This window comes from Sphingobium wenxiniae, from assembly GCF_007830065.1.
GTDB classification, from domain to species: domain Bacteria; phylum Pseudomonadota; class Alphaproteobacteria; order Sphingomonadales; family Sphingomonadaceae; genus Sphingobium; species Sphingobium wenxiniae.
The window spans coordinates 12,022-30,032 of sequence record NZ_VLKK01000002.1 but is presented as its reverse complement, the minus strand read 5'-3'; the positions used below and the strand labels follow the sequence as shown (position 1 = coordinate 30,032).

The 18,011-nt window shown below is 64.5% G+C and carries 16 protein-coding genes; 8 read left to right on the top strand and 8 right to left on the bottom strand.

Features of this window, described 5'->3' with window-relative positions; genetic code table 11:
- Nucleotides 1-42: 42 nt before the first annotated feature.
- From IQ35_RS02570 to IQ35_RS02555, 4 genes are all read left to right on the top strand, one after another.
- Entirely contained in the window at nucleotides 43-1,425 is a 1,383-nt protein-coding gene (locus tag IQ35_RS02570; protein ID WP_145071897.1) for an aromatic ring-hydroxylating oxygenase subunit alpha, read from the top strand.
- Nucleotides 1,422-3,125, top strand: coding sequence for an FAD-binding protein (locus tag IQ35_RS02565; RefSeq protein WP_145071896.1), 1,704 nt, complete (start codon nucleotides 1,422-1,424; stop codon nucleotides 3,123-3,125). Before IQ35_RS02570 ends, IQ35_RS02565 begins: the two co-directional genes overlap by 4 nt.
- 47 nt (nucleotides 3,126-3,172) lie before the next feature.
- Nucleotides 3,173-4,336 (top strand): oxidoreductase, encoded by a 1,164-nt coding sequence (locus tag IQ35_RS02560; protein ID WP_021246095.1) that lies wholly within the window; start codon nucleotides 3,173-3,175, stop codon nucleotides 4,334-4,336.
- Nucleotides 4,337-4,488: 152 nt separating this feature from the next.
- Nucleotides 4,489-5,223 (top strand): FadR/GntR family transcriptional regulator, encoded by a 735-nt coding sequence (locus IQ35_RS02555; RefSeq protein ID WP_145071895.1) that lies wholly within the window; start codon nucleotides 4,489-4,491, stop codon nucleotides 5,221-5,223.
- Between the two features lie 28 nt (nucleotides 5,224-5,251).
- Here the strand turns inward: IQ35_RS02555 and IQ35_RS02550 are convergent, their stop codons facing one another.
- Nucleotides 5,252-5,878 (bottom strand): cysteine hydrolase family protein, encoded by a 627-nt coding sequence (locus IQ35_RS02550; protein WP_145071894.1) that lies wholly within the window; start codon nucleotides 5,876-5,878, stop codon nucleotides 5,252-5,254.
- Between the two features lie 224 nt (nucleotides 5,879-6,102).
- Nucleotides 6,103-6,774 (bottom strand): TetR/AcrR family transcriptional regulator, encoded by a 672-nt coding sequence (locus tag IQ35_RS02545; protein WP_145071893.1) that lies wholly within the window; start codon nucleotides 6,772-6,774, stop codon nucleotides 6,103-6,105.
- Between the two features lie 146 nt (nucleotides 6,775-6,920).
- Here IQ35_RS02545 and IQ35_RS02540 point away from each other — a divergent pair, with 146 nt between their 5' ends.
- The 3 genes from IQ35_RS02540 (at nucleotide 6,921) to IQ35_RS02530 (ending at nucleotide 9,869) form a co-directional block, all read left to right on the top strand.
- The gene (locus IQ35_RS02540) at nucleotides 6,921-8,129 is read left to right on the top strand and encodes a cytochrome P450 (protein WP_021246099.1); all 1,209 of its coding nucleotides are present in this window, start codon (nucleotides 6,921-6,923) and stop codon (nucleotides 8,127-8,129) included.
- A 62-nt stretch (nucleotides 8,130-8,191) separates the two neighbouring features.
- Nucleotides 8,192-9,100, top strand: coding sequence for an alpha/beta fold hydrolase (locus IQ35_RS02535; RefSeq protein ID WP_021246100.1), 909 nt, complete (start codon nucleotides 8,192-8,194; stop codon nucleotides 9,098-9,100).
- A gap of 16 nt (nucleotides 9,101-9,116) precedes the next feature.
- Nucleotides 9,117-9,869 (top strand): PH domain-containing protein, encoded by a 753-nt coding sequence (locus tag IQ35_RS02530; RefSeq protein WP_145071892.1) that lies wholly within the window; start codon nucleotides 9,117-9,119, stop codon nucleotides 9,867-9,869.
- 174 nt (nucleotides 9,870-10,043) lie between these two features.
- Here IQ35_RS02530 and IQ35_RS02525 read toward each other — a convergent pair whose 3' ends face one another.
- From IQ35_RS02525 to IQ35_RS02510, 4 genes are all read right to left on the bottom strand, one after another.
- Nucleotides 10,044-10,787 (bottom strand): SDR family oxidoreductase, encoded by a 744-nt coding sequence (locus tag IQ35_RS02525; protein WP_158636565.1) that lies wholly within the window; start codon nucleotides 10,785-10,787, stop codon nucleotides 10,044-10,046.
- A gap of 135 nt (nucleotides 10,788-10,922) precedes the next feature.
- Nucleotides 10,923-12,113 carry a thiolase family protein gene (locus IQ35_RS02520; protein WP_145071890.1) on the bottom strand — a complete coding sequence of 397 codons (1,191 nt, stop codon included), beginning with the start codon at nucleotides 12,111-12,113 and terminating at the stop codon, nucleotides 10,923-10,925.
- A gap of 4 nt (nucleotides 12,114-12,117) precedes the next feature.
- A complete protein-coding gene (locus tag IQ35_RS02515) occupies nucleotides 12,118-12,534 on the bottom strand; it encodes a Zn-ribbon domain-containing OB-fold protein (protein ID WP_145071889.1) in 417 nt (138 codons plus the stop codon).
- Nucleotides 12,535-12,618: 84 nt separating this feature from the next.
- Nucleotides 12,619-13,374 carry a FadR/GntR family transcriptional regulator gene (locus tag IQ35_RS02510; RefSeq protein ID WP_145071888.1) on the bottom strand — a complete coding sequence of 252 codons (756 nt, stop codon included), beginning with the start codon at nucleotides 13,372-13,374 and terminating at the stop codon, nucleotides 12,619-12,621.
- A gap of 197 nt (nucleotides 13,375-13,571) precedes the next feature.
- On the opposite strand from IQ35_RS02510, the gene IQ35_RS02505 reads away from it, so the two are divergent.
- Complete coding sequence (locus IQ35_RS02505; protein WP_145071887.1) at nucleotides 13,572-14,972, top strand: aldehyde dehydrogenase family protein; 1,401 nt, start codon at nucleotides 13,572-13,574, stop codon at nucleotides 14,970-14,972.
- A gap of 78 nt (nucleotides 14,973-15,050) precedes the next feature.
- On the opposite strand, the gene IQ35_RS02500 is transcribed toward IQ35_RS02505, so the two are convergent.
- Both IQ35_RS02500 and IQ35_RS02495 read right to left on the bottom strand, forming a co-directional pair.
- Complete coding sequence (locus IQ35_RS02500) at nucleotides 15,051-17,099, bottom strand: 3-hydroxyacyl-CoA dehydrogenase NAD-binding domain-containing protein (RefSeq protein ID WP_145071886.1); 2,049 nt, start codon at nucleotides 17,097-17,099, stop codon at nucleotides 15,051-15,053.
- A 31-nt stretch (nucleotides 17,100-17,130) separates the two neighbouring features.
- Entirely contained in the window at nucleotides 17,131-17,898 is a 768-nt protein-coding gene (locus IQ35_RS02495) for an enoyl-CoA hydratase (protein WP_158636564.1), read from the bottom strand.
- Nucleotides 17,899-18,011 lie beyond the last annotated feature (113 nt).

Genomic DNA, 18,011 nt, shown 5'->3' with positions numbered 1-18,011 from the left:
AAGGAAGTGTGACAATCGCGCAGCAGCAGGTGGAGAGAATCTATGGCCGTCGAAAGCCCCAGTCCCGCTGTCAAGCTCAGCCCGCGCCGGACGCCCGGCGCGCCCGGCACATTCCTCGACAAGAGCGTCTATCATTCGGAAGCTTTCGCCAGGCTGGAGAATGAGCGTCTCTGGCCGGCGGCGTGGCAGATGGTGTGCCGTGAGCAGGATCTGGAATCGCTCGGCAGTTTCGTCACTTACGACATTCTCGACGAAACCGTCGTCGTGCTGCGATCATCGGACACGGAGATCAAGGCCTTCCACAATGTCTGCCAGCATCGCGGCCGCCGGCTGCTCGAAGGCTGCGGCAAGACGCAGCGTCTGTTCTGCAAATATCATGGCTGGCGTTGGAAGCTGGACGGCAGCATCGACCGCATCCCATGGCGCGACGATTTCACGAATGTCGCGGACGCCGATGTCGCGCTCGAGCCTGTAAAGGTCGGCCTGTGGCAAGGGTGGGTGTTCATCTCCCTCGACCCCGACGTCCAGCCGCTTGAGGATTATCTGCGCCCCATTTCCGCCGCGCTGGCGCCCTTTCGGCAGGACCAGATGCGCTATCGCTGGCGCAGGAGCGTCATGCTGGATGCGAACTGGAAGGTCGCGCTGGAGGCGTTCATGGAAGCCTATCATGCCCAGTGCACGCACAATCATATGGAACCCTACACCGACGGGCGCACCGTCTGCGACATCCATGGCCTGCACGGCATGTTCCGCGACAGCGAGATCCGCCTGCCGCTCGGCGTTCCCAGTCCGCTGACGGATTTGCCGACACCGGACGATCTGCGCCCCAATATCGCAAAGTTCTTCGAGCAGCTCGATGTCACGCTGCAAGCCCTGGTGACGCCGGCCGATGCGCGCGGAGCGCAGCGCATCCTGACCGAGGTTCCCGAGGATGCGGAGTTTTCCGAAATCATGGTGCGCCTTGGCGCATTCCAGCATGAGGAAGCGCTGAAGGAAGGCATCGAACGCCCGCCCATCACCTATGACGATGTGCGCCGCGCGGGACAGGATTGGCACATCTTTCCGAACATGGTTCTGCTTCCCGCGCCGGACAGTTTCCTGGTCTACCGATCGCGGCCCGATGGCCGTAATGTGGATCGCTGCCGCTTCGACGTCTTCGTCCTTCAGCGTTATGGGCCGGGACAGGAGCCGGATATCGATGCCGTGACCCAGGTGGTCGAGGATTGGCGGGACGCCGACTGGCCCAAGATCTTCGAACAGGATTTCATCAACATCGCTGATGTGCATTCGGGCATGAAGTCGAGCGGTTTTCGCGGATCGGTCACCAATCCGATCCAGGAAGCGGTGGTGGCCAATTTCCACCGGCAACTCAAACGGGTCGTTGTCGACGGCGAAGCCGTTGTGCAGGGAGAGATGAAGGCATGAGTCAGGATGTGACGGGAGCCGCGGCGGACTTCCCCTATTTCAACGACGAATGTTCGACCTCGATCCCGGTATCGGAGGCGCGGAAGGTCGATGACGCCGATGCGGAAGCATGGGACGAGACATGCGATGTGCTTGTGGTCGGCTGTGGCCTGGCGGGGACATCGGCGGCGCTCCGGGCCGCGGAAGATTCCACCCTGTCGGTGCTGGCGGTGGACCGGGGGGAAGGCGGCGGGGCCAGTGCGCTGAGCGGCGGCGTGCTCTATCTTGGCGGCACGCGCGTGCAGAAGGAATGCGGGGTCGAGGATTCCGCCGAGAACATGGCGGCCTATCTCGCGCATGAGACGGGGACGCTGATCCGGCCGGAAACCGTGCGCCGCTTCGCCGACCAGAGCGCGAGCTTCATTCCCTGGCTGGAAACCCACGGCGCGCGCTTCGGCGGGCCTCTCAGCGAGGCGAAGACCAGCTATCCCGGCACGAAATTCCTGTATTATTCCGGCAACGAGAAGACGCTGGCCGCGCGCAAGCTGGCGACGCCGGCGCCGCGCGGGCACCGCACGCTGCCCGCCAACCCCGCCGATGTGACCGCGATGAGCGGCGGCGAACTGATGCGTCCGCTGCTCGCCTCGCTGACATCCAAGCCCAATATCCGCCTTTCACCCCATACGACCGTGCGCCGTCTCGTCGTCGATGGCGAGGGGCGCGTCGTCGGGGCGGAGATGTGGCGCCTGCCGGCCGGTCCGGCGCGGAAGCATCGCTTCCTCATGCGGATGGGCCGCAACATGATGGCGACGATCCTGGGCGCCGCAGCGCGGGCCTCGCGCGCCGCGACCCGGATCGAGCATGAGCAGGCGCGGCTGGTGCGCGTGCGCGTCCGGCGCGGGGTCGTGCTGTCGGCCGGGGGATTCATCTTCAATCCCACCATGGTGGCCAATGCCGCACCGAAATATGTCGGCGTTGCTGGAATCGGTACGATCGGCGACGACGGGTCCGGCATCAAGCTGGGCGCCAGCGTCGGCGGGGGCACCGACCGCATGAACATCGTGTCCGCCTGGCGTTTCCTCTATCCCCCCGCGACCTGGGTGAAGGGGATCGCCATCGGCCCCGATGGACGGCGCATCGTCAATGAGGAAGAATATGGCGCGCGCACCGGCGAGGCCGTTTTCGAGCGCAACCAGGGCCTTGGCTGGGTCATTGTCGACCGTCCTCTTCAGGAAAGCGTGGAACAGGACGCCAAGGACCCCGAGCTGCTGTCGTTTCAGAAGCTGACGACCAAGGCGGCGCTGCGCCTCTATACCAAGGCCGCGCCGACGCTGGAGCGTTTGGCCGAGAAGATCGGCGTGCCCGCCGACGCGCTCGTCGCGACGGTCGATGCGTATAACCGCTCCATCCGAGATGGGGAGCCCGACGCCTTCGCAAAGTCCGATGCGTCGCGCAAACCGATCGAAACGGGGCCTTTTTTCGCGACCGATATCAGCTGGAAGCCCAAGCTCAATCCGATTTCCGGCGTCACCATGGGCGGGCTGACCGTGAATGAGGAGACGGGGGCCGTGCTGAACGCCGATGGGCGGGAGATTGCCGGACTCTATGCCGCGGGCCGCAATGCCGTCGGGCTTTGTTCCAATTTCTACGTCAGCGGGCTTTCGCTGGCGGACTGCGTCTTTTCGGGATGGCGCGCGGCCGAGAGCCTCAAAGCCCGATAATCCCCCACGACGAAACTTATGGCCATATTGCACCTTCGAGGAAAAAGATGACCGATCAGACCGAAACGATGATTGCGCCCGCATCGCTGGCGCCCCTGTTCCAGCCGATCACGATCAATGGCTGCGTCATTCCCAACCGTATCGTCATGGCGCCCATGACCCGCATGTTCGCCGTGGACGGCGTGCTGGCGGAGAGCGCGGTCGACTATTATCGTCGCCGCGCAGCGGGCGGTGTCGGGCTTATCCTGACCGAAGGCATCGCGATTTCACAGATCGCCGCGCACACCAAGAATGTGCCGGAAATCGCCACGCCCGAGCAGCAGGCGCCATGGCGCCGGGTGACCGACGCCGTGCACGAGGCGGGAGGGCGAATCATGGCCCAGCTCTGGCACACCGGCCTGGGGCGCATCCGCGACATGGCCGCCGATCCCGACCAGCCGTCGATCGGCGCGATGGACTATTATCTCGATCCCGCCTCTCCCCTTGTGGAGATTGGCGGCAATCATCCGCAGGGCCGCGCCATGACCGAGGCGGAGATCCTGGCCGTGATCGAGGAATATGCGGCCGCGGCGGCAAACGCGCAGGCTGCCGGGTTCGACGGCGTGCAGTTGCATGGCGCGCACGGCTATCTCATCGACCAGTTCCTCTGGCACGAAACCAACCGCCGAACGGATGGCTGGGGCGGCGGCATTGCGGCGCGGACCCGCTTCGCCGTGGAGATTATCCGCGCCATCCGCGCGCGCACGGGACCTGACTTTCCCATCGGCTTCCGGTTTTCCCAATGGAAGCTGCCGACGCTCTACGACGTCAAGTCCTGGGCGAATCCGGAGGAATTGGAGCAGGCGCTGCTGCCGCTGGTCGATGCGGGCGTGGATTTCCTCGACGCATCGACCCGGCGCTACTGGGCCGTTGAATTCGAGGATAGCCCGCTGACCCTGGCGGGCTGGGCGCGCAAGATTACGGGCCTGCCGACGATGGCGGTCGGATCGGTAGGGCTTGATGGCGCGCTCGATCCCACCAATGCCGGCCGCACCGATGCGCCGCAGCGCAACCTGGGCCAGGCGATCGCGATGATGGAGCGGGGAGAGATCGACATGCTGGGCGTCGGCCGCGCCGTCATCGCCAATCCCGATTGGGCAAACAAGGTGCGTCAGGGCCGCGACATGGAGCTTCAGGCATTCGACGCGGCGATCCTCGCGCAGCACGTCTGATAGAGGAGCGCGAGCGGATAAAGGGCGCATAAGCTGTCTTCGACATCCGCTCGCGCTTCTGCCGGGGCTGCGATATCCTTTGGGAACTGCGCGGCCGCACCTGAACCGGCATGCAGTTGACGGGCTGCTCCCAAAGCCTTGTATTCAGGGCGATGACCGATAATAATCTCACGCGGCTGACCGCGCATAAATTGCGGGAACTCGCCCTTTCCGTGCCCGAAGGGCAATTCCTGGGAACCGAAAAGGATTTGCTGGCCCGTTTCGGCATCAGTCGGCCGACATTCCGCCAGGCGGTTCAACTCGTCGAGGCCGAGCGGATCGTCGCGACGGTTCGCGGACTGAATGGCGGGTTGTTCAGCCGCAACCCCGACATGGAAGGGGTGGTGTCATCCGCGGCGTCCTATTTGCGGTCGCGCGAGACGACGCTTGGCGACGTGCTGCTGGCCGCGAACTCCGCGATTGCCGACGCGGTGGGCATCGCCGCTGAATGCACGGATGCCGGCTTGCGCGAGGAATTGGCTCATCTGATCGGGGAACTGACCGCTAGGCAGGCGGGCCCGCAGCCGTTTGCGGCATTTCGGGACGATGAGCTTCGTGCCATCGACCTTTTTTGCCGGATGTGCGGCAATCCTGCCCTGGATTTGATGATCCGCGTTCTTTTCCGGGTCGGCATGGCGGCTTTCGAGGAGATTTTCGAAGGCCGTGAGAAACTGATGCAGCAACGCCGGACGGCGCGCCTCCACATTCTGAGCGCCATTCACGTGCACGACCGCGCAAGAGCGCTGGAGATCTGCCGTCGGAACGGCGATCTTTCCAGAACGCGCCTCGCGCCCAAGCTGTTGGAGCGGCGGATGCAGGCGATGCCGCCGGCCGTGCCGGAGGACTGAAAAGTCTTCGGCACGCTTCCGGCGACCGTCAGCCTCGCTTGGACAGAGCGGCGATGATCTCGTCCTTGCTTGTCACGACGCCCAGCAACCGCAACTGCTCCCGGACGATCATGTCGTGCACCTCGGGATCGGAACCGGCGGTGCAGTCCTCCGCGATGACGACGTTATAGCCGAAATCGACCGCGGCCATGACGATGCCGGGAATGCCCAGATTAGTGGACACGCCTGTCACGACAACCGTCTCCACGCCCATCCGGCGCAGGCGGAGATCCAGGTCGGTGCCCAGGAAAGCGAAGATGCCCGAGCTTCGCGTGCTCACATAATCTTCCGGCCTGGGTTCCAGACCCGGCATGAAGGCTGCTTCCGGCGATCCTTCCGTCATGCCCCGATGTTTGAGCGACATGGCCGAGATCAGCGAATTGCGTTTCACGTCGCCGAAATCGCGCCGATGAATGCACGGCAGATGAAAGACCGGTTGCCCCGCCGCGCGGAAAGCGTCGGCCAGAGCGATGATATTCCCGGTGACTCCACGTTTCTGGGCTTCCTGGGGCATTGCCTTGAACATCGCATGGTCGGGATGGCACACGCCGAGTTGCATCTCGTTTATGAGCAGCGCTGTCCGGGTCTGCGTGATGAGCGAATCCAGCATCGACATTCTCTCCTTTTGCTGCCGCACAGGTAACGGGCAGATGGAAAACTGTATATCGTTTCAGTCCCCTTGCTCTTGCGGGACGGCGAAAGCCCACACTCTTGATCATGGTCCGCCAAGGCTGTCCGGCGGCGGGATGACGGGAGAGGGGTGGGCGGCGGCCGATCTCCGTGCCGGGCGCAGGCGCGACATGCCGGGATGGGATGACACTGCCGAACTGAGCGGTGGAATCAGGTGGCATAGCCGTGGAGGAATATGTCGACGACATCGCGCGTGTGCCGGCGGATTTCCGTGTCGTCAGGCGCGGCGCCTTCGTTGAACAGCATCTTGCGCCGCAGGGAGCCGGCGCACATTTCCGCGAAATGCCCGATGGCGCTGATCGGGTCGCAGGGGCGCATCTCTCCCTCGGCGATGGCGCGTTCCAGCCGGGGAAGCAGCAGTTCGAACGAGCAATCCACGGCGATGGTTTGAAAGATCCGCCCCAGTTCCGGAAAGCGCAGCGCCTCCGCGATGACCAGCCTTTCCAGCGCGGTGACGTCCGGCAGCAATACCTGCTGCGCCAGAAGCTCGGCCAGTTTCAGCAGCCAATCGGAGAGCCTCGTCGAAGGGTCCAGGACACTCAGATAGTCGTGCCGGATGGGACGCACGACCTCTTCGACGACGGCCATCAACAAATCTTCCTTGGACCGGAAATGGCTGTAGACCGTCGCCTTCGATACGCGGGCCTGCGCGGTGATACGGTCCACGGACGCGCCTGCATAACCTTCCTGGAAGAACATGTCCTTCGCCGCCGCGATGATGGCATCGCGCTTGGGACTGCGCCGCCGGCGCTTCTCTGATAGCGGCGATGAATCTGAACTGGTCGGTTTAGTTTTGCGTTGACTTGCTATCTGGAGCGCCATATTTGAACCATATCGTTTAATCCCCGGTTGCCAATAGGGCCTGCGGAATCGCCTTGGCAACAATCGAGGGGCCACAGATCATCGGCAGTCGCAAGCGGTGGCGGTCGTCTGGCGGCGGATTTCGTTTTTGAGAGAGGACGAGGGCAATGAACATCATGGCGCAAATCGCCATTCCGGATCATGTCGATCCGGATCATGTGGTGGATTTCGATTTCTACAATGATCCTCGCTATGCGCCCGATGTTCACGAAGGGATAGCGAAAATCGTGGCTGAAAGCCCGCCGGTCTTCTGGACGCCCCGTTATGGCGGCCACTGGATCATCGCCGGCCATGCCGCGATTTTCCAGGTCGTGCGCGATACGGAGACTTTTTCCAGCGCTAAAATGGGGATTCCCGCGCCGGAACAGGAATTCAAGCAGGTTCCGATCAACAGCGACCCGCCGGAACACGCCCAATATCGCGGGCCTCTTAACAAGGTATTCTCGCCCAAGGCGATGATGGCGATCCAGGACGAGGTGCGCGCGCTCGCGGCGGACCTGATCGAAAAGGTGCGCGCCGACGGCCATTGCGATTTCGCGCATGCGGTCGCGGAGCCGCTGCCGGTCTCGATCTTTCTCAAGATGATGGGCCTGCCGCTCGACATGCTCCCGCAATATCGCCGCTGGGTAGGGGAAATCCTGATCAGCAACGACGTGCAGGTGCGCGGGCGTGCGTCGGGAGAGGTTATTGCGTCGATGTCGGAGATCATTCAGGCGCGGATGATTGAACGGCGCAACGACATTATCTCCACGCTCCTCGATACCCCGATCGACGGGCGTGAAGTGACGTTCGAGGAGATGCAGAGCTTTTGCCTCCTCCTCTTTATCGCCGGGCTCGACACGGTCATGAACGGCATGAGCTTCGGCGTGCGTCATCTCGCGAAGGACCCCGCTCTCCAGGCGGAGCTGCGCGCGAATCCCGCGCGTATTACGGATGCGATGGAAGAGCTGTTGCGGCGCTACACCTTCACCATGCCGGGCCGGATCATCGCGCGGGACCATGAGGCGTTCGGCGTCCGGTTCAAGGCAGGGGAACGCGTGCTTATCATGCTTCCGGCGGCCGATCTGGACGCGCGCGAGTTTCCCGATCCCCTGAAATTCGACATGGACCGCGAGAACAAGGTGCATATCGCCTTCAATTCCGGCCCGCACCGCTGCGCGGGATCGCATCTTGCCCGTATAGAACTTCGCATCCTATACGAGGAATGGCTGAAGCGGATGCCCGAGTTCCGGCTCGATCCGGACAAGCCGGCAAAATTTCATGGAGGCCATGTGATTGGCGTCGATTCCCTGCCATTGGTCTGGGATCCTTCCTGATCGGGAGCCTTGAGTGCGAATGCCCTCAAGGAGGGCGTTCGCATTGTAAGGAGCTTGACTGGATGAAGAATGATGGTGGTTCAACGGCGCCTCTGCGCGGGTTGAACGGTGCGGTGCCTCCGGCGCCCGAATGGTTTACGCAGGCCGTCAACACGCCGTTCGAAAGCGGCTTCGTGGACGTGGACGGCATCCCCATCGAATATCGCAGCTGGGGCGATCGGGGAAAACCCGGTCTTCTCTTCTTCCATGGCAATGCGGCCCATCTGGGCTGGTGGAGTTTCCTCACCCCCCTGTTTGCGGCCGAATATCGCGTTGTGGCGCTGTCCTTCAGCGGCATGGGGCTGTCCGGCTGGCGCAGCAGCTATTCGATCGACAATTTCGTTCGGGAAGGGTTTGCGGCGGCTGAAGCGGGGGGCGCTTGTCTGGCGGGGCCGCCCACCATCATCGGCCATTCGCTCGGCGGGTTGCCGGTGCTGCGCGCCGCCGCGCGCCATGCCGAACGGATGCGCGCCGGCATCATCGTCGATTGCGCGCTGCCCGGCCCGGAAATGTCGGAAGCCGCGCCGCAAAGTCCGCAACGCTCCTATCCCGATCTGCCGTCGGCGCTGGACCGTTTCCGCCTGTCTCCGCTCCAGCCCTGCGAAAATCTCTACGCCGCCGATTATCTGGCGCGCATGGCGCTCAAGCAGACCGAAGACGGTTCATGGACCTGGCGGTTCGACCGTAATCTGTGGCGCGGCATCGACATTGGAGATCCCTGGGCGGACCTGTCCGGCGTGAAGGTGCCGATGGCGCATATCCGGGGCGACCATTCATTTCTGACCGCAGGCGCGATGCACAGGCGCATGCGCTCGACGGCCCCGGAGACCATGCCTTTCATCGACATACCGGCGGCCTATCATCATGTCATGGTCGATCAGCCGCTGGCTCTCGTCGCATCCCTCCGCACATTGCTTGCGGCGTGGGCGTGACGGCGGCGGGCTGACGATGGGGATCGCACCCTTCGAAATCCGGCGCGGCGAGCCGGGTTGCCGCCGCAACCAGCTGATCGATCCGCGCCCCGGCGTGGTCCGCGCCGATGTGGAGGACGATTTCCATCATTTCTGGGTGGAGATCGAACATGATGGCGCGCGCGTGCTCGACCTCCGCACGGGCGCGGAGCGCTGGCCCTGGACGACCTGTCCCACCGCCGGCCTCTACCTTGCGGAGCGGATGAGGGGCGCGCCGCTGGCGGGGCTGGCACAGGTGGACAGCGCGCTATCGCACTGCACGCACCAGCATGATCTGGCGCTGCTCGCCGCCGCCCATGCCGATGATCGGGAACCCACGCTCTACTCCACCTTTTGCAGCGACCGGATGGAGCCCACGCGCGTCGCCGAACTCCATCGCAATGGAGAAGCCGAACTGCTGTGGGAACTGTGCGGATCGGATATTGTGTCCCCCGGTATCGGCCACGGGCTTTCCCTGCGCCAGTTGAAGCAATGGGAAGCGCCTCTGACGCCCTATCAGCGGGAGACGGCCCGGGTACTGCGCCGCACCATATTTATCTCCGGCGGCCGCTTCTTCGACTATGGCGGAACCGTGACGGCCGACAAGGTGCGGCAATCGGTCGGCGCCTGCTATACCTTTCAGCCGGAACGCGCCGCCGGGGCCGCGCTGACGATGGAGCGGCGCGACTTCAGCAATGGCGGCGTGCCGCTGCGCGGACGCATAGAAAATGTCGCAGCGGCAAGAGCGTGAGGACATTCGAGCGAAGACAAGGATGAGGGAGGTCAGCGGCTGGTATGGCGCGCAGCATCCGGGGCGATGCGCTGATCCTTGCCGGCGCCTTTGGGCGCACCCTATCCTCCGCGCCTCCGCGTGAATCGGTCAGATCAGTCGGCTGCGCAGGACGATCCCTGAATGTCGATCGCCTTAGTTCACCGCGCGCATCTGGACCAGCTCGAACACGGCATCGCGCGGACTTTCGATCATGTGCACAATCGTCGCCGCCAGCGTCCTGGCGGTCGCCGCATCGCGCGCCAGCGGGCCGGAATAGCCCAGTGTTTCGAACCGCCGCATAAATTCCTCGACCATTTCCGGCGGCCAGTGCTCACCTGCGGAGCTGCTGTCGATCCGGCCCGTTTCGAAGATCATCGGACGGATGCCGCTGTCGTGCAGTTCCCGGCGCAGTGCCTCATGTATCTTGGCGAGTCCCGCCTTCGCCGCAGCATATACCGAGAGCAACGGGGCGGGATAGCGCACGCTTTCGCTGCTTATCGAAACGATGTCGCCCGAGCCGTGCGGCCGCATCCGTCGAATTGCCTCCCGGATGCAGTAGAGCGCCGAGACGAGCGAGCCGTCGATCGTGGTGCGGATCTGCTCGTCCGTCGCATCCGCGATAAGGAAAGGGACATAGGTCGCGGCATTGTTCACAAGCACGTCGAGAGCGCCGAGACGGTCCTCGACTTGATTGAAGGCCGCGCGCACCGCGTCAGGATCGGTGAGGTCCAGCGCGATGGGGAGGGTGCCGCCGCCGATGCGGGCGGCCACGCGCTCGATCTTGGCGGCCGTGCGTCCGAACAGCGCCAGCTTGTAGCCGCGCTCGGCAAGGGCGACGGCGATCTCCTCGCCAAGGCCCTGCCCGCTTCCTGTTACGATGGCGATTCGATCCGACATAGCCTCTCCCATGTGCCGTTAATTCGACCAACAACTGAATTTCGTCTGTCGCCGAAGTCCAATGCCGCCATCGCGTCCAGGAAGCTGCGAGAGAGGCCGACGGCCTCCTCGCGATTGCGCCTGTGGTTTGCCACCTTATTCCCTGACCAGCATCATGCAGCCCGAGAGCGGCCCGCCCGCCGTGGTGTTGATGCTGACGGTGAGATCCTTCTGCACTTGCCGGTCGCCGCCGCGGCGCCAGAGCTGCGTTGCCGCCTCGTGCAACTGGCCGTAAGCGTGCATCCGGCCGAGCGAGAGCTGCCCGCCCCCCGTGTTGATCGGCAGGTCGCCTTCGAGCGCGATGCGGCTGCCGTCGCCTACAAAGTCATTCTCTTCGCCCGGCTTGCAGAAGCCGGCGGAGGAAAGCCAGGCGGCGGTGTGGTAGGTGAAGCCGTCGTAAAGTTGCGCGATGTCGACGTCGGAGGGCTTGAGATCGGTGCGCTCCCACATCATGGCGGACGAGGAGATGGTTGCCTGCCGCGCCAGCGCCTCGCCGCTGATCTGGTCCCAGGAATAGCGCACCTTCTGCGCGGAGCCGACCGCTTCCACCCGTAATATGGGGTTGCGGCAATCGCGCGCGGCGTCGATATGCGAGAGCACCACCGCGACCGAGCCGTCACACGGCACGTCGCAGTCGAACAAGCGCAGCGGCGTGGCGATGATCTCCGACGCAAAATAGTCGTCGAGCGTGATCGGCTTGCGATAGATCGCCGCCGGGTTGAGCGAGGCGTTACGGCGGTTGTTGATCGCGATCCGTCCCGTCGTCTCGGGCTTGAGGCCATAATCATGGGCGAAGCGCTGGAAATAGAGCGCCTGCTGCACCGACGCCGTCATTGCCCAATAGGGCGCGAAGTTCATCAATTGCCCATGCGCGCGGCCGCCATCGAACAGGGCGTTGGCCTGTTTGGACATCTTGCGCGCGCTTGCCTCATAGACGGTGCGGAAGACAAGGACGTGGCGGCAATAGCCCGCCGCGATGGCGCCGATGGCGTTGAACACGGCGCCCAGCTGCCCCGGCACTTCACCGCCGCCCGAGAACCAGTTGACCTTCAGGCGCAGCGCGTCCTGCAATTGCGGCGCGCCGATCGGCGAGAAGCCCGAGGCATTATTATCCGCCCCCGGATAAGAGGAGAGGCCGTCAATGTCGGAACGCTTGAGGCCCGCATCCTCGATGGCTTGCATGCAGGCATCGATGGTGAGCGCCATCGGCGTCTTCGTCGCGTTGCGTGAGATGTCCGACATGCCGACGCCCGTGACGGCGACCTTCTTTTCACCATAATGCGCCATCGGATCAGCCCTCCACCGGGCGGAAAAGGGGGACGAACACCTCCTCGACCTGCTCGAACAGGACTTCGACGGGCATGTCGATGGCGACCTTTTCCGGCGCGATGCCCACGATGTTGGTTGGAATGCGCACGGTCGGGTCTTCGTCGATCTCGACCAGGGCGAGGACATAGGGAACCGGCAGGCCCGGCATCCACTGCTTGTGGTTGATGGTGAAGGTCGTGATCCTGCCGCGTCCCGACACGGCTTCCGCGGCGACGTTGCGGCTCTCGCAGGCGGGGCAGAAGGGGGTCGGCGGATGGACATAGGCGCGGCAGTCGCCGCAGCGGTCGATCATCAGCTTTCCTTCGCTTCCTCCGGTCCAGAAGGCCTGATTGTCGTCGTTGAGCGCCGGCAAGGGGCGCGGCGGGGCAGTGGGTTCCATCTCCATCTCCTGTCTCTTTTCCAGATACCTACAAGGCATCGTCCGCTTTTGTCGACATGCGATGCATCCCGGGGCGATCCAGCATCAGCGTGATGACGCCGCCACCGACAATGGTTCCAGCGCAAGACGCCGTTCGAGGCTGTGAACCGGGATCAAGGCGGAATAAGCCTCGAACTGCTGCCGGATGATCGCGCTTGCCATATCCGCGTCGCCCGCAAGAATCGCACGGCCTTGACGCGCTATCGCTCCCCGGCGCGCCCGCACCATCGGCGGTGTTCCCTTGAGCGCGACGGAGGCGGGATCGGTCGCGAGGAAGCGGGCGACAACGTCGTGCATCAACGTAACGATAGGGTTGTCGGCCATCAGCGCCATCAGCGCCCCGAACTGCCGCTCGGTGCAATCATCCGGCTCGCCTCCCACGTCCGGGGCGGTTTCCAGCGCCTTCACCAGGGTCTCCAGCGCTCCGCGCGCAGGCGCGCTGCGATTCTCGCAGGCGAGAACCGCGGAAAAGCAGTCCAGCTCGCACGATATGCGCAGCGCATCGAGCAGCGTGGCGTGCCTGAGGTGAAGGAACATCGCTGCGGAACGAACCACGCTGTCGCCGTTGGGACGCCGGGCGTAGCAGCCGCCATGCGGCCCCATGCGAATCTCGACAAGCTGGTCATGCGCGACGAGGCGAGCCGCCTGGCGGAAGGTCGGGCGGCTGACGCCCAGCAGTTGCAGCAGTTCCGTCTCCGAACCCAGAAAGTCGCCGTCCGCCGCCGCCAGCGACAATTTGCGCAGCCCCGCCGCGGCCCGGCTCCTGGGGGATCGTTTCTCTGTCTCGCGAGGGTCAGCCATAATCCCGTCATGTCTAGAAGGCGCTGCTCCGCCCCACAAGTGGTTATCTAGTTACAGCGTTTCAGGCGCGCGGGCGCCCCGGACGGCGCCAAGGTTGTGATACTGTTCGACTGGAAGTGCCGAATGTCTTGGCCATCGGCCCGTGCGCGCCCATATATCGATTACGGCGACCGATGATTCAGGCGAGGTTCTGCACTATGACGTTTCAGCTTTTGATTGACGGCCATCTGGTCGACGGCGCGGACAGGCTGGAGGTCGTCAATCCGGCGACGGGCAAGCCGCTGTGCAGCGCCCCCCGCGCCGATGCCGATCAGCTTGAGCAGGCCATAGCGGCGGCGCGGCGGGCCTTCCCCGGCTGGGCATCGGCCGGCTATGCGGCGCGGCGTAGCGCGGTGGAAGCGCTGGCCGATGCGCTGGAGGCCCGGCGCGACGAATTTGCCCGCCTGCTGACGGAGGAACAGGGCAAGACGATCAAGGAAGCGACGGGGGAAATGATCGGCGCCATCGCCGGACTGCGCTATTTCGCCGCGCAGGAACTGACGCCCGAGACGCTGCGCGACGACGGCGGTTCCCGCATCATCGAGAAGCGGCAGCCGCTCGGCGTGGTCGCGGCGATCATGCCCTGGAACTACCCGATGCTGATGCTGGCGCTCAAGATCGGCCCGGCGCTCATCACCGGCAACACGGTGATCGCCAAGCCCGCGCCGACCACGCCGCTGACCACGTTGCTGTTCGGCGAACTGGCGGCGGAGATATTGCCGCCCGGCGTCCTCCAGACGATCGTCGATCAGAACGATCTGGGCAAGGTGCTGAGCAGCCATCCCGGCATCAACTTCGTCAGTTTCACAGGTTCCACCGCGACGGGGCAGAAAGTGCTGGCGAGCACGGTCGACACGTTGAAGCGCTTCTCGCTGGAACTGGGCGGCAATGACGCCGCCCTGATCCTCGACGATGCGAGCGTGGAAGCGGTGGCGCCGCACATCTTCCATGGCGCGACCAAGAACGCCGGCCAGATCTGTCTGGCCATCAAGCGCGTCTATGCGCCGCGCGCGATGATGGAGCCGCTGTGCGCCGCATTGACGAGGCTGGCGGCGGAAGCGGTGGTCGGCGACGGTCTGCACCAGGGCACGACCATGGGCCCGATCAACAACAAGGCGCAGTATGAAAAGCTGCTCGACCTGATCGCGGATGCGCGTGCGAACGGCACCATTATCGCGGGGGGCGGCGCGCCGGAAGGGGGCGGTTATTTCATCGAGCCGACCATCGTGCGCGACCTGCCCGAGGAATCGCGGCTGGTGCAGGAGGAACAGTTCGGTCCCGTCCTGCCGGTGCAGGCCTATGACGATCTCGACGAAGCCATCGCGCGCATCAATGCCAGCGACTATGGGCTGGGCGGCAGCGTGTGGACCGGCGATGTCGAGCGCGGCATCGACGTCGCGTCGCGTATCGAGAGCGGCACCGTCTGGGTCAACAAGCATTTGGACCTGCCCTTCGACGTGCCGATGGGAGGCGCGAAATTTTCGGGCATCGGGCGGCAGCAGGGCCTGGAGGGGCTGAAGGAATTCACGCAGCCGACGATCATCAACGCCGCGGTTTGATAACGACCGGCAGGATAGGGAAAGGGCGTCACGCTAAACTGGCGTGACGCCCTTTTCCATGACAGCGAAATCCGGCGTTCAGCCGTTGAACTTGCCGCCTTCCGCCGCGCGCTTTTCGAGAAGCGGCGACAGGGTGATGCCCGGCATTGCGCGCAGCGCCTCGACGACCTTCGGCAGCCCGATCTGGTCGGCATAGAACATGGGGCCGCCCTTGTGGCTGGGCCAGCCATAGCCGGTGATCCAGACCATATCGATGTCTGACGCGCGGAAGGCGATGCCTTCCTCCAGGATCTTCGCGCCCTCGTTGATCATGGGGTAGAGAAGGCGGGCGAGAATGTCCTCGGGGCTGATCGTCTTGGAACCCGGCGTGGCGCCGGTGACTTGCGTGATGATGTCGAGCGTCGCCGGGTCGGGCTTGCCCTGTCGTCCGCCTGAATAGTCGTAATAGCCCGAGCCGGTCTTCTGCCCCTTGCGGCCCGCCGAGGCCAATGCCTTCCGCACGGGATCGCGGTCGCTCTCGCCGATGTCGAGGCCCGCCAGGTCGAACATCTGGAACGGCCCCATGGGAAAGCCGAAATCGACCAGGGCGGAGTCGATGTCCCACGGCAGGACGCCTTCGGCCAGCATGGCGTTGGCCTGGGCCTGCCGCTCGGAGAGAATGCGGTTGCCGATGAAACCGGGACAGACGCCGGAGACGACCGCGATCTTGCCGAGCTTCTTGCCGAGGTCCATCGCGGTTGCGAGGACGGCGTCCTCCGTCTTCTCGCCGCGCACAATCTCAAGCAGGCGCATGACATGCGCAGGCGAAAAGAAGTGGAGGCCGAGCACGCGCTCGGGATGGGTCGCGCTCGCCGCAATCGCGTTCACGTCCAGGAAGCTGGTGTTGGTGGCGAGGATCGCATCCGGCCGCGCGACGGCGCTCAGCTTCGCGAACAGATCCTTCTTCACGTCGAGATTCTCGAACACTGCCTCCACCACCAGATCGGCATCGGCGGCGGCGGACAGATCGAGCGCGGTCGAAAGGGCGGCGATCCGTGCGTCCGCCTTGTCCTGCGTCAGCTTGCCGCGTTCGGCGCGCGAGGTGAACACGCCCTTCACGGCTGCGGCGCCGCGATCGAGCGCGTCCTGGTTCATCTCGATCATGGTGACGGGGAAGCCCGCGTCGAGGAAGGCGGTTGCGATGCCGCTGCCCATGGTGCCGCCGCCGATGACGGCCACCGTTCTGATCGGGCGCAGCGCCAGATCCTTGGGCAGGCCCGGAATCTTGGCCGCGGCGCGTTCAGCCATGAAGATATGGCGCAGCGCGGCGGATTGTGCGCCGTTGAGCAGGGGGCCGAACTCGCTGCGTTCGACGGCGATGCCTGCCTCCCACGGGCCTTTCACGGCGGCGGCGACGCAGCGGAAGATCGCCTGCGGGGCGGCCAGGCCCTTCATCGCCTTCGCCCATTTTTCCCGCAGACGGTCCATCAGGCCCGGATCGGCGCGGTCGGCGGCGACCTTTTCCTCGATGTCGCGGATGCGCTGCGGCGGTTTCCCGCTTGCGATCAGTTCGCGCGCGAAGGCGACCGCATCGGCGCGCAGCGTATCCTCACCGCTCGCAATCCGGTCGACAAGGCCGATCGCCAGCGCTTCCTTCGCGGGAACCTGACGTCCGGTGAGCAACAGGTCGAGCGCCGCCTCCGCGCCGACGATGCGCGGCATGCGCTGGGTGCCGCCGCCGCCGGGGAGCAGGCCCAGCTTCACCTCGGGCAGTCCCATGCGGGTGCTCGGGGTCGCGATGCGGTAATGGAGCGTCATCGCCGTCTCCAGCCCGCCGCCGAGCGGCGTGCCATGCAGCGCCGCGATCGTCGGCTTGGGCGAATTTTCGATGGCGTCCTGCAACCCGAAGAAATCGACCTTCGGCTCGACCTTGCCGACCGACTTGAGGTCGGCGCCGGCGATGAACGTGCGGCCGGCGCAGATGAGGACGATAGCCTTGACCGCCGGATCGTCGAGCGAAGCGGTCAGCGCATCGTACAGCCCGTCCATCAAGGCGGGCGACATGGCGTTGACGGGCGGGAAGTCCAGCGTGACGACGGCGACGCCGTCCTCGACGGTCAGGTCAGTACCTTCGTTTATGGCAGTCATTCAATCTCTCCATGCATGTGTCGGCGCAGCATCAGCGCGGCCGGGTGAGTGAGGCGACGTCAACCCGTCCACGCTCGAAACGCTGATTGGCGTCGCGCGACCGGATATGTTCATTGTCGAGGGCATCGGCGAAGCTCATGCCGAAATTCTCGCTGATCAGGTGATTATAGGTGCGCAGCGTATCGCCGTCGACAGCGGCGATCTCCTGCGCCAGCGCCATGCTCGCGGACATCAGCTCGTCCGGCTCCACCACGCGGTTGACGAGGCCCCAGCGGTCGGCGGTGGCGGCATCGATCATCTTGCCGGTGAGCGACATTTCCTTCGCCCGGCCAAGTCCGATCAGGCGCGGCAGCAACGCCGACATGCTGCCTCCGGGAATGACGCCCACGCGCGCATGCGTGTCGGCAAAGCGCGCGGTAGCGGATGCGATGCGCATGTCGCAGCACATCGCCAGTTCCAGCCCGCCCGTGATCGCGGCGCCATTGATCGCGCCTATGACCGGACGATCGAAGACGGCCATGCCGAACCGGTTGTGGCCTGCGCCGCGCACCTCGTCCGGCGCCTGGAGTCCGGCTTCGCCGCTGGCCAGTTCCTTAAGGTCCATGCCAGCGCAAAAAGCACGCCCGGCGCCGGTCAGGATGGCGACCTTGACGTCTTTCATCGCCTGAAGCGCGTTGAACACGCCGGCCAGCCGCGCGGTCAATTCCCCGGACAGCGCGTTGAGCGCTTCGGGCCGATTGAGCGTGACCGTCGCGACCGGCCCGTCGACGGCAAGCAAAACGGTTGTACTTGTCTGCATGGCTTCTTCCTCCTCCATCCAATGGGGCCATGCGCTTTGCGAGCGCAAGAGCAGGGATGGGAACAGCATGGAGTCGATGGCAGGCATCGCATGGATGTTGAAATAGGGTTATG

What these genes read in the sequence shown, in the direction of transcription:
- IQ35_RS02570 (WP_145071897.1), top strand. Translation starts at nt 43, where the DNA reads ATGGCCGTCGAAAGCCCCAGTCCCGCTGTCAAGCTCAGCCCGCGCCGG.
- IQ35_RS02565 (WP_145071896.1), top strand. Translation starts at nt 1,422, where the DNA reads ATGAGTCAGGATGTGACGGGAGCCGCGGCGGACTTCCCCTATTTCAAC.
- IQ35_RS02560 (WP_021246095.1), top strand. Translation starts at nt 3,173, where the DNA reads ATGACCGATCAGACCGAAACGATGATTGCGCCCGCATCGCTGGCGCCC.
- IQ35_RS02555 (WP_145071895.1), top strand. Translation starts at nt 4,489, where the DNA reads ATGACCGATAATAATCTCACGCGGCTGACCGCGCATAAATTGCGGGAA.
- IQ35_RS02550 (WP_145071894.1), bottom strand. Translation starts at nt 5,878, where the DNA reads ATGTCGATGCTGGATTCGCTCATCACGCAGACCCGGACAGCGCTGCTC.
- IQ35_RS02545 (WP_145071893.1), bottom strand. Translation starts at nt 6,774, where the DNA reads ATGGCGCTCCAGATAGCAAGTCAACGCAAAACTAAACCGACCAGTTCA.
- IQ35_RS02540 (WP_021246099.1), top strand. Translation starts at nt 6,921, where the DNA reads ATGAACATCATGGCGCAAATCGCCATTCCGGATCATGTCGATCCGGAT.
- IQ35_RS02535 (WP_021246100.1), top strand. Translation starts at nt 8,192, where the DNA reads ATGAAGAATGATGGTGGTTCAACGGCGCCTCTGCGCGGGTTGAACGGT.
- IQ35_RS02530 (WP_145071892.1), top strand. Translation starts at nt 9,117, where the DNA reads ATGGGGATCGCACCCTTCGAAATCCGGCGCGGCGAGCCGGGTTGCCGC.
- IQ35_RS02525 (WP_158636565.1), bottom strand. Translation starts at nt 10,787, where the DNA reads ATGTCGGATCGAATCGCCATCGTAACAGGAAGCGGGCAGGGCCTTGGC.
- IQ35_RS02520 (WP_145071890.1), bottom strand. Translation starts at nt 12,113, where the DNA reads ATGGCGCATTATGGTGAAAAGAAGGTCGCCGTCACGGGCGTCGGCATG.
- IQ35_RS02515 (WP_145071889.1), bottom strand. Translation starts at nt 12,534, where the DNA reads ATGGAACCCACTGCCCCGCCGCGCCCCTTGCCGGCGCTCAACGACGAC.
- IQ35_RS02510 (WP_145071888.1), bottom strand. Translation starts at nt 13,374, where the DNA reads ATGGCTGACCCTCGCGAGACAGAGAAACGATCCCCCAGGAGCCGGGCC.
- IQ35_RS02505 (WP_145071887.1), top strand. Translation starts at nt 13,572, where the DNA reads ATGACGTTTCAGCTTTTGATTGACGGCCATCTGGTCGACGGCGCGGAC.
- IQ35_RS02500 (WP_145071886.1), bottom strand. Translation starts at nt 17,099, where the DNA reads ATGACTGCCATAAACGAAGGTACTGACCTGACCGTCGAGGACGGCGTC.
- IQ35_RS02495 (WP_158636564.1), bottom strand. Translation starts at nt 17,898, where the DNA reads ATGCAGACAAGTACAACCGTTTTGCTTGCCGTCGACGGGCCGGTCGCG.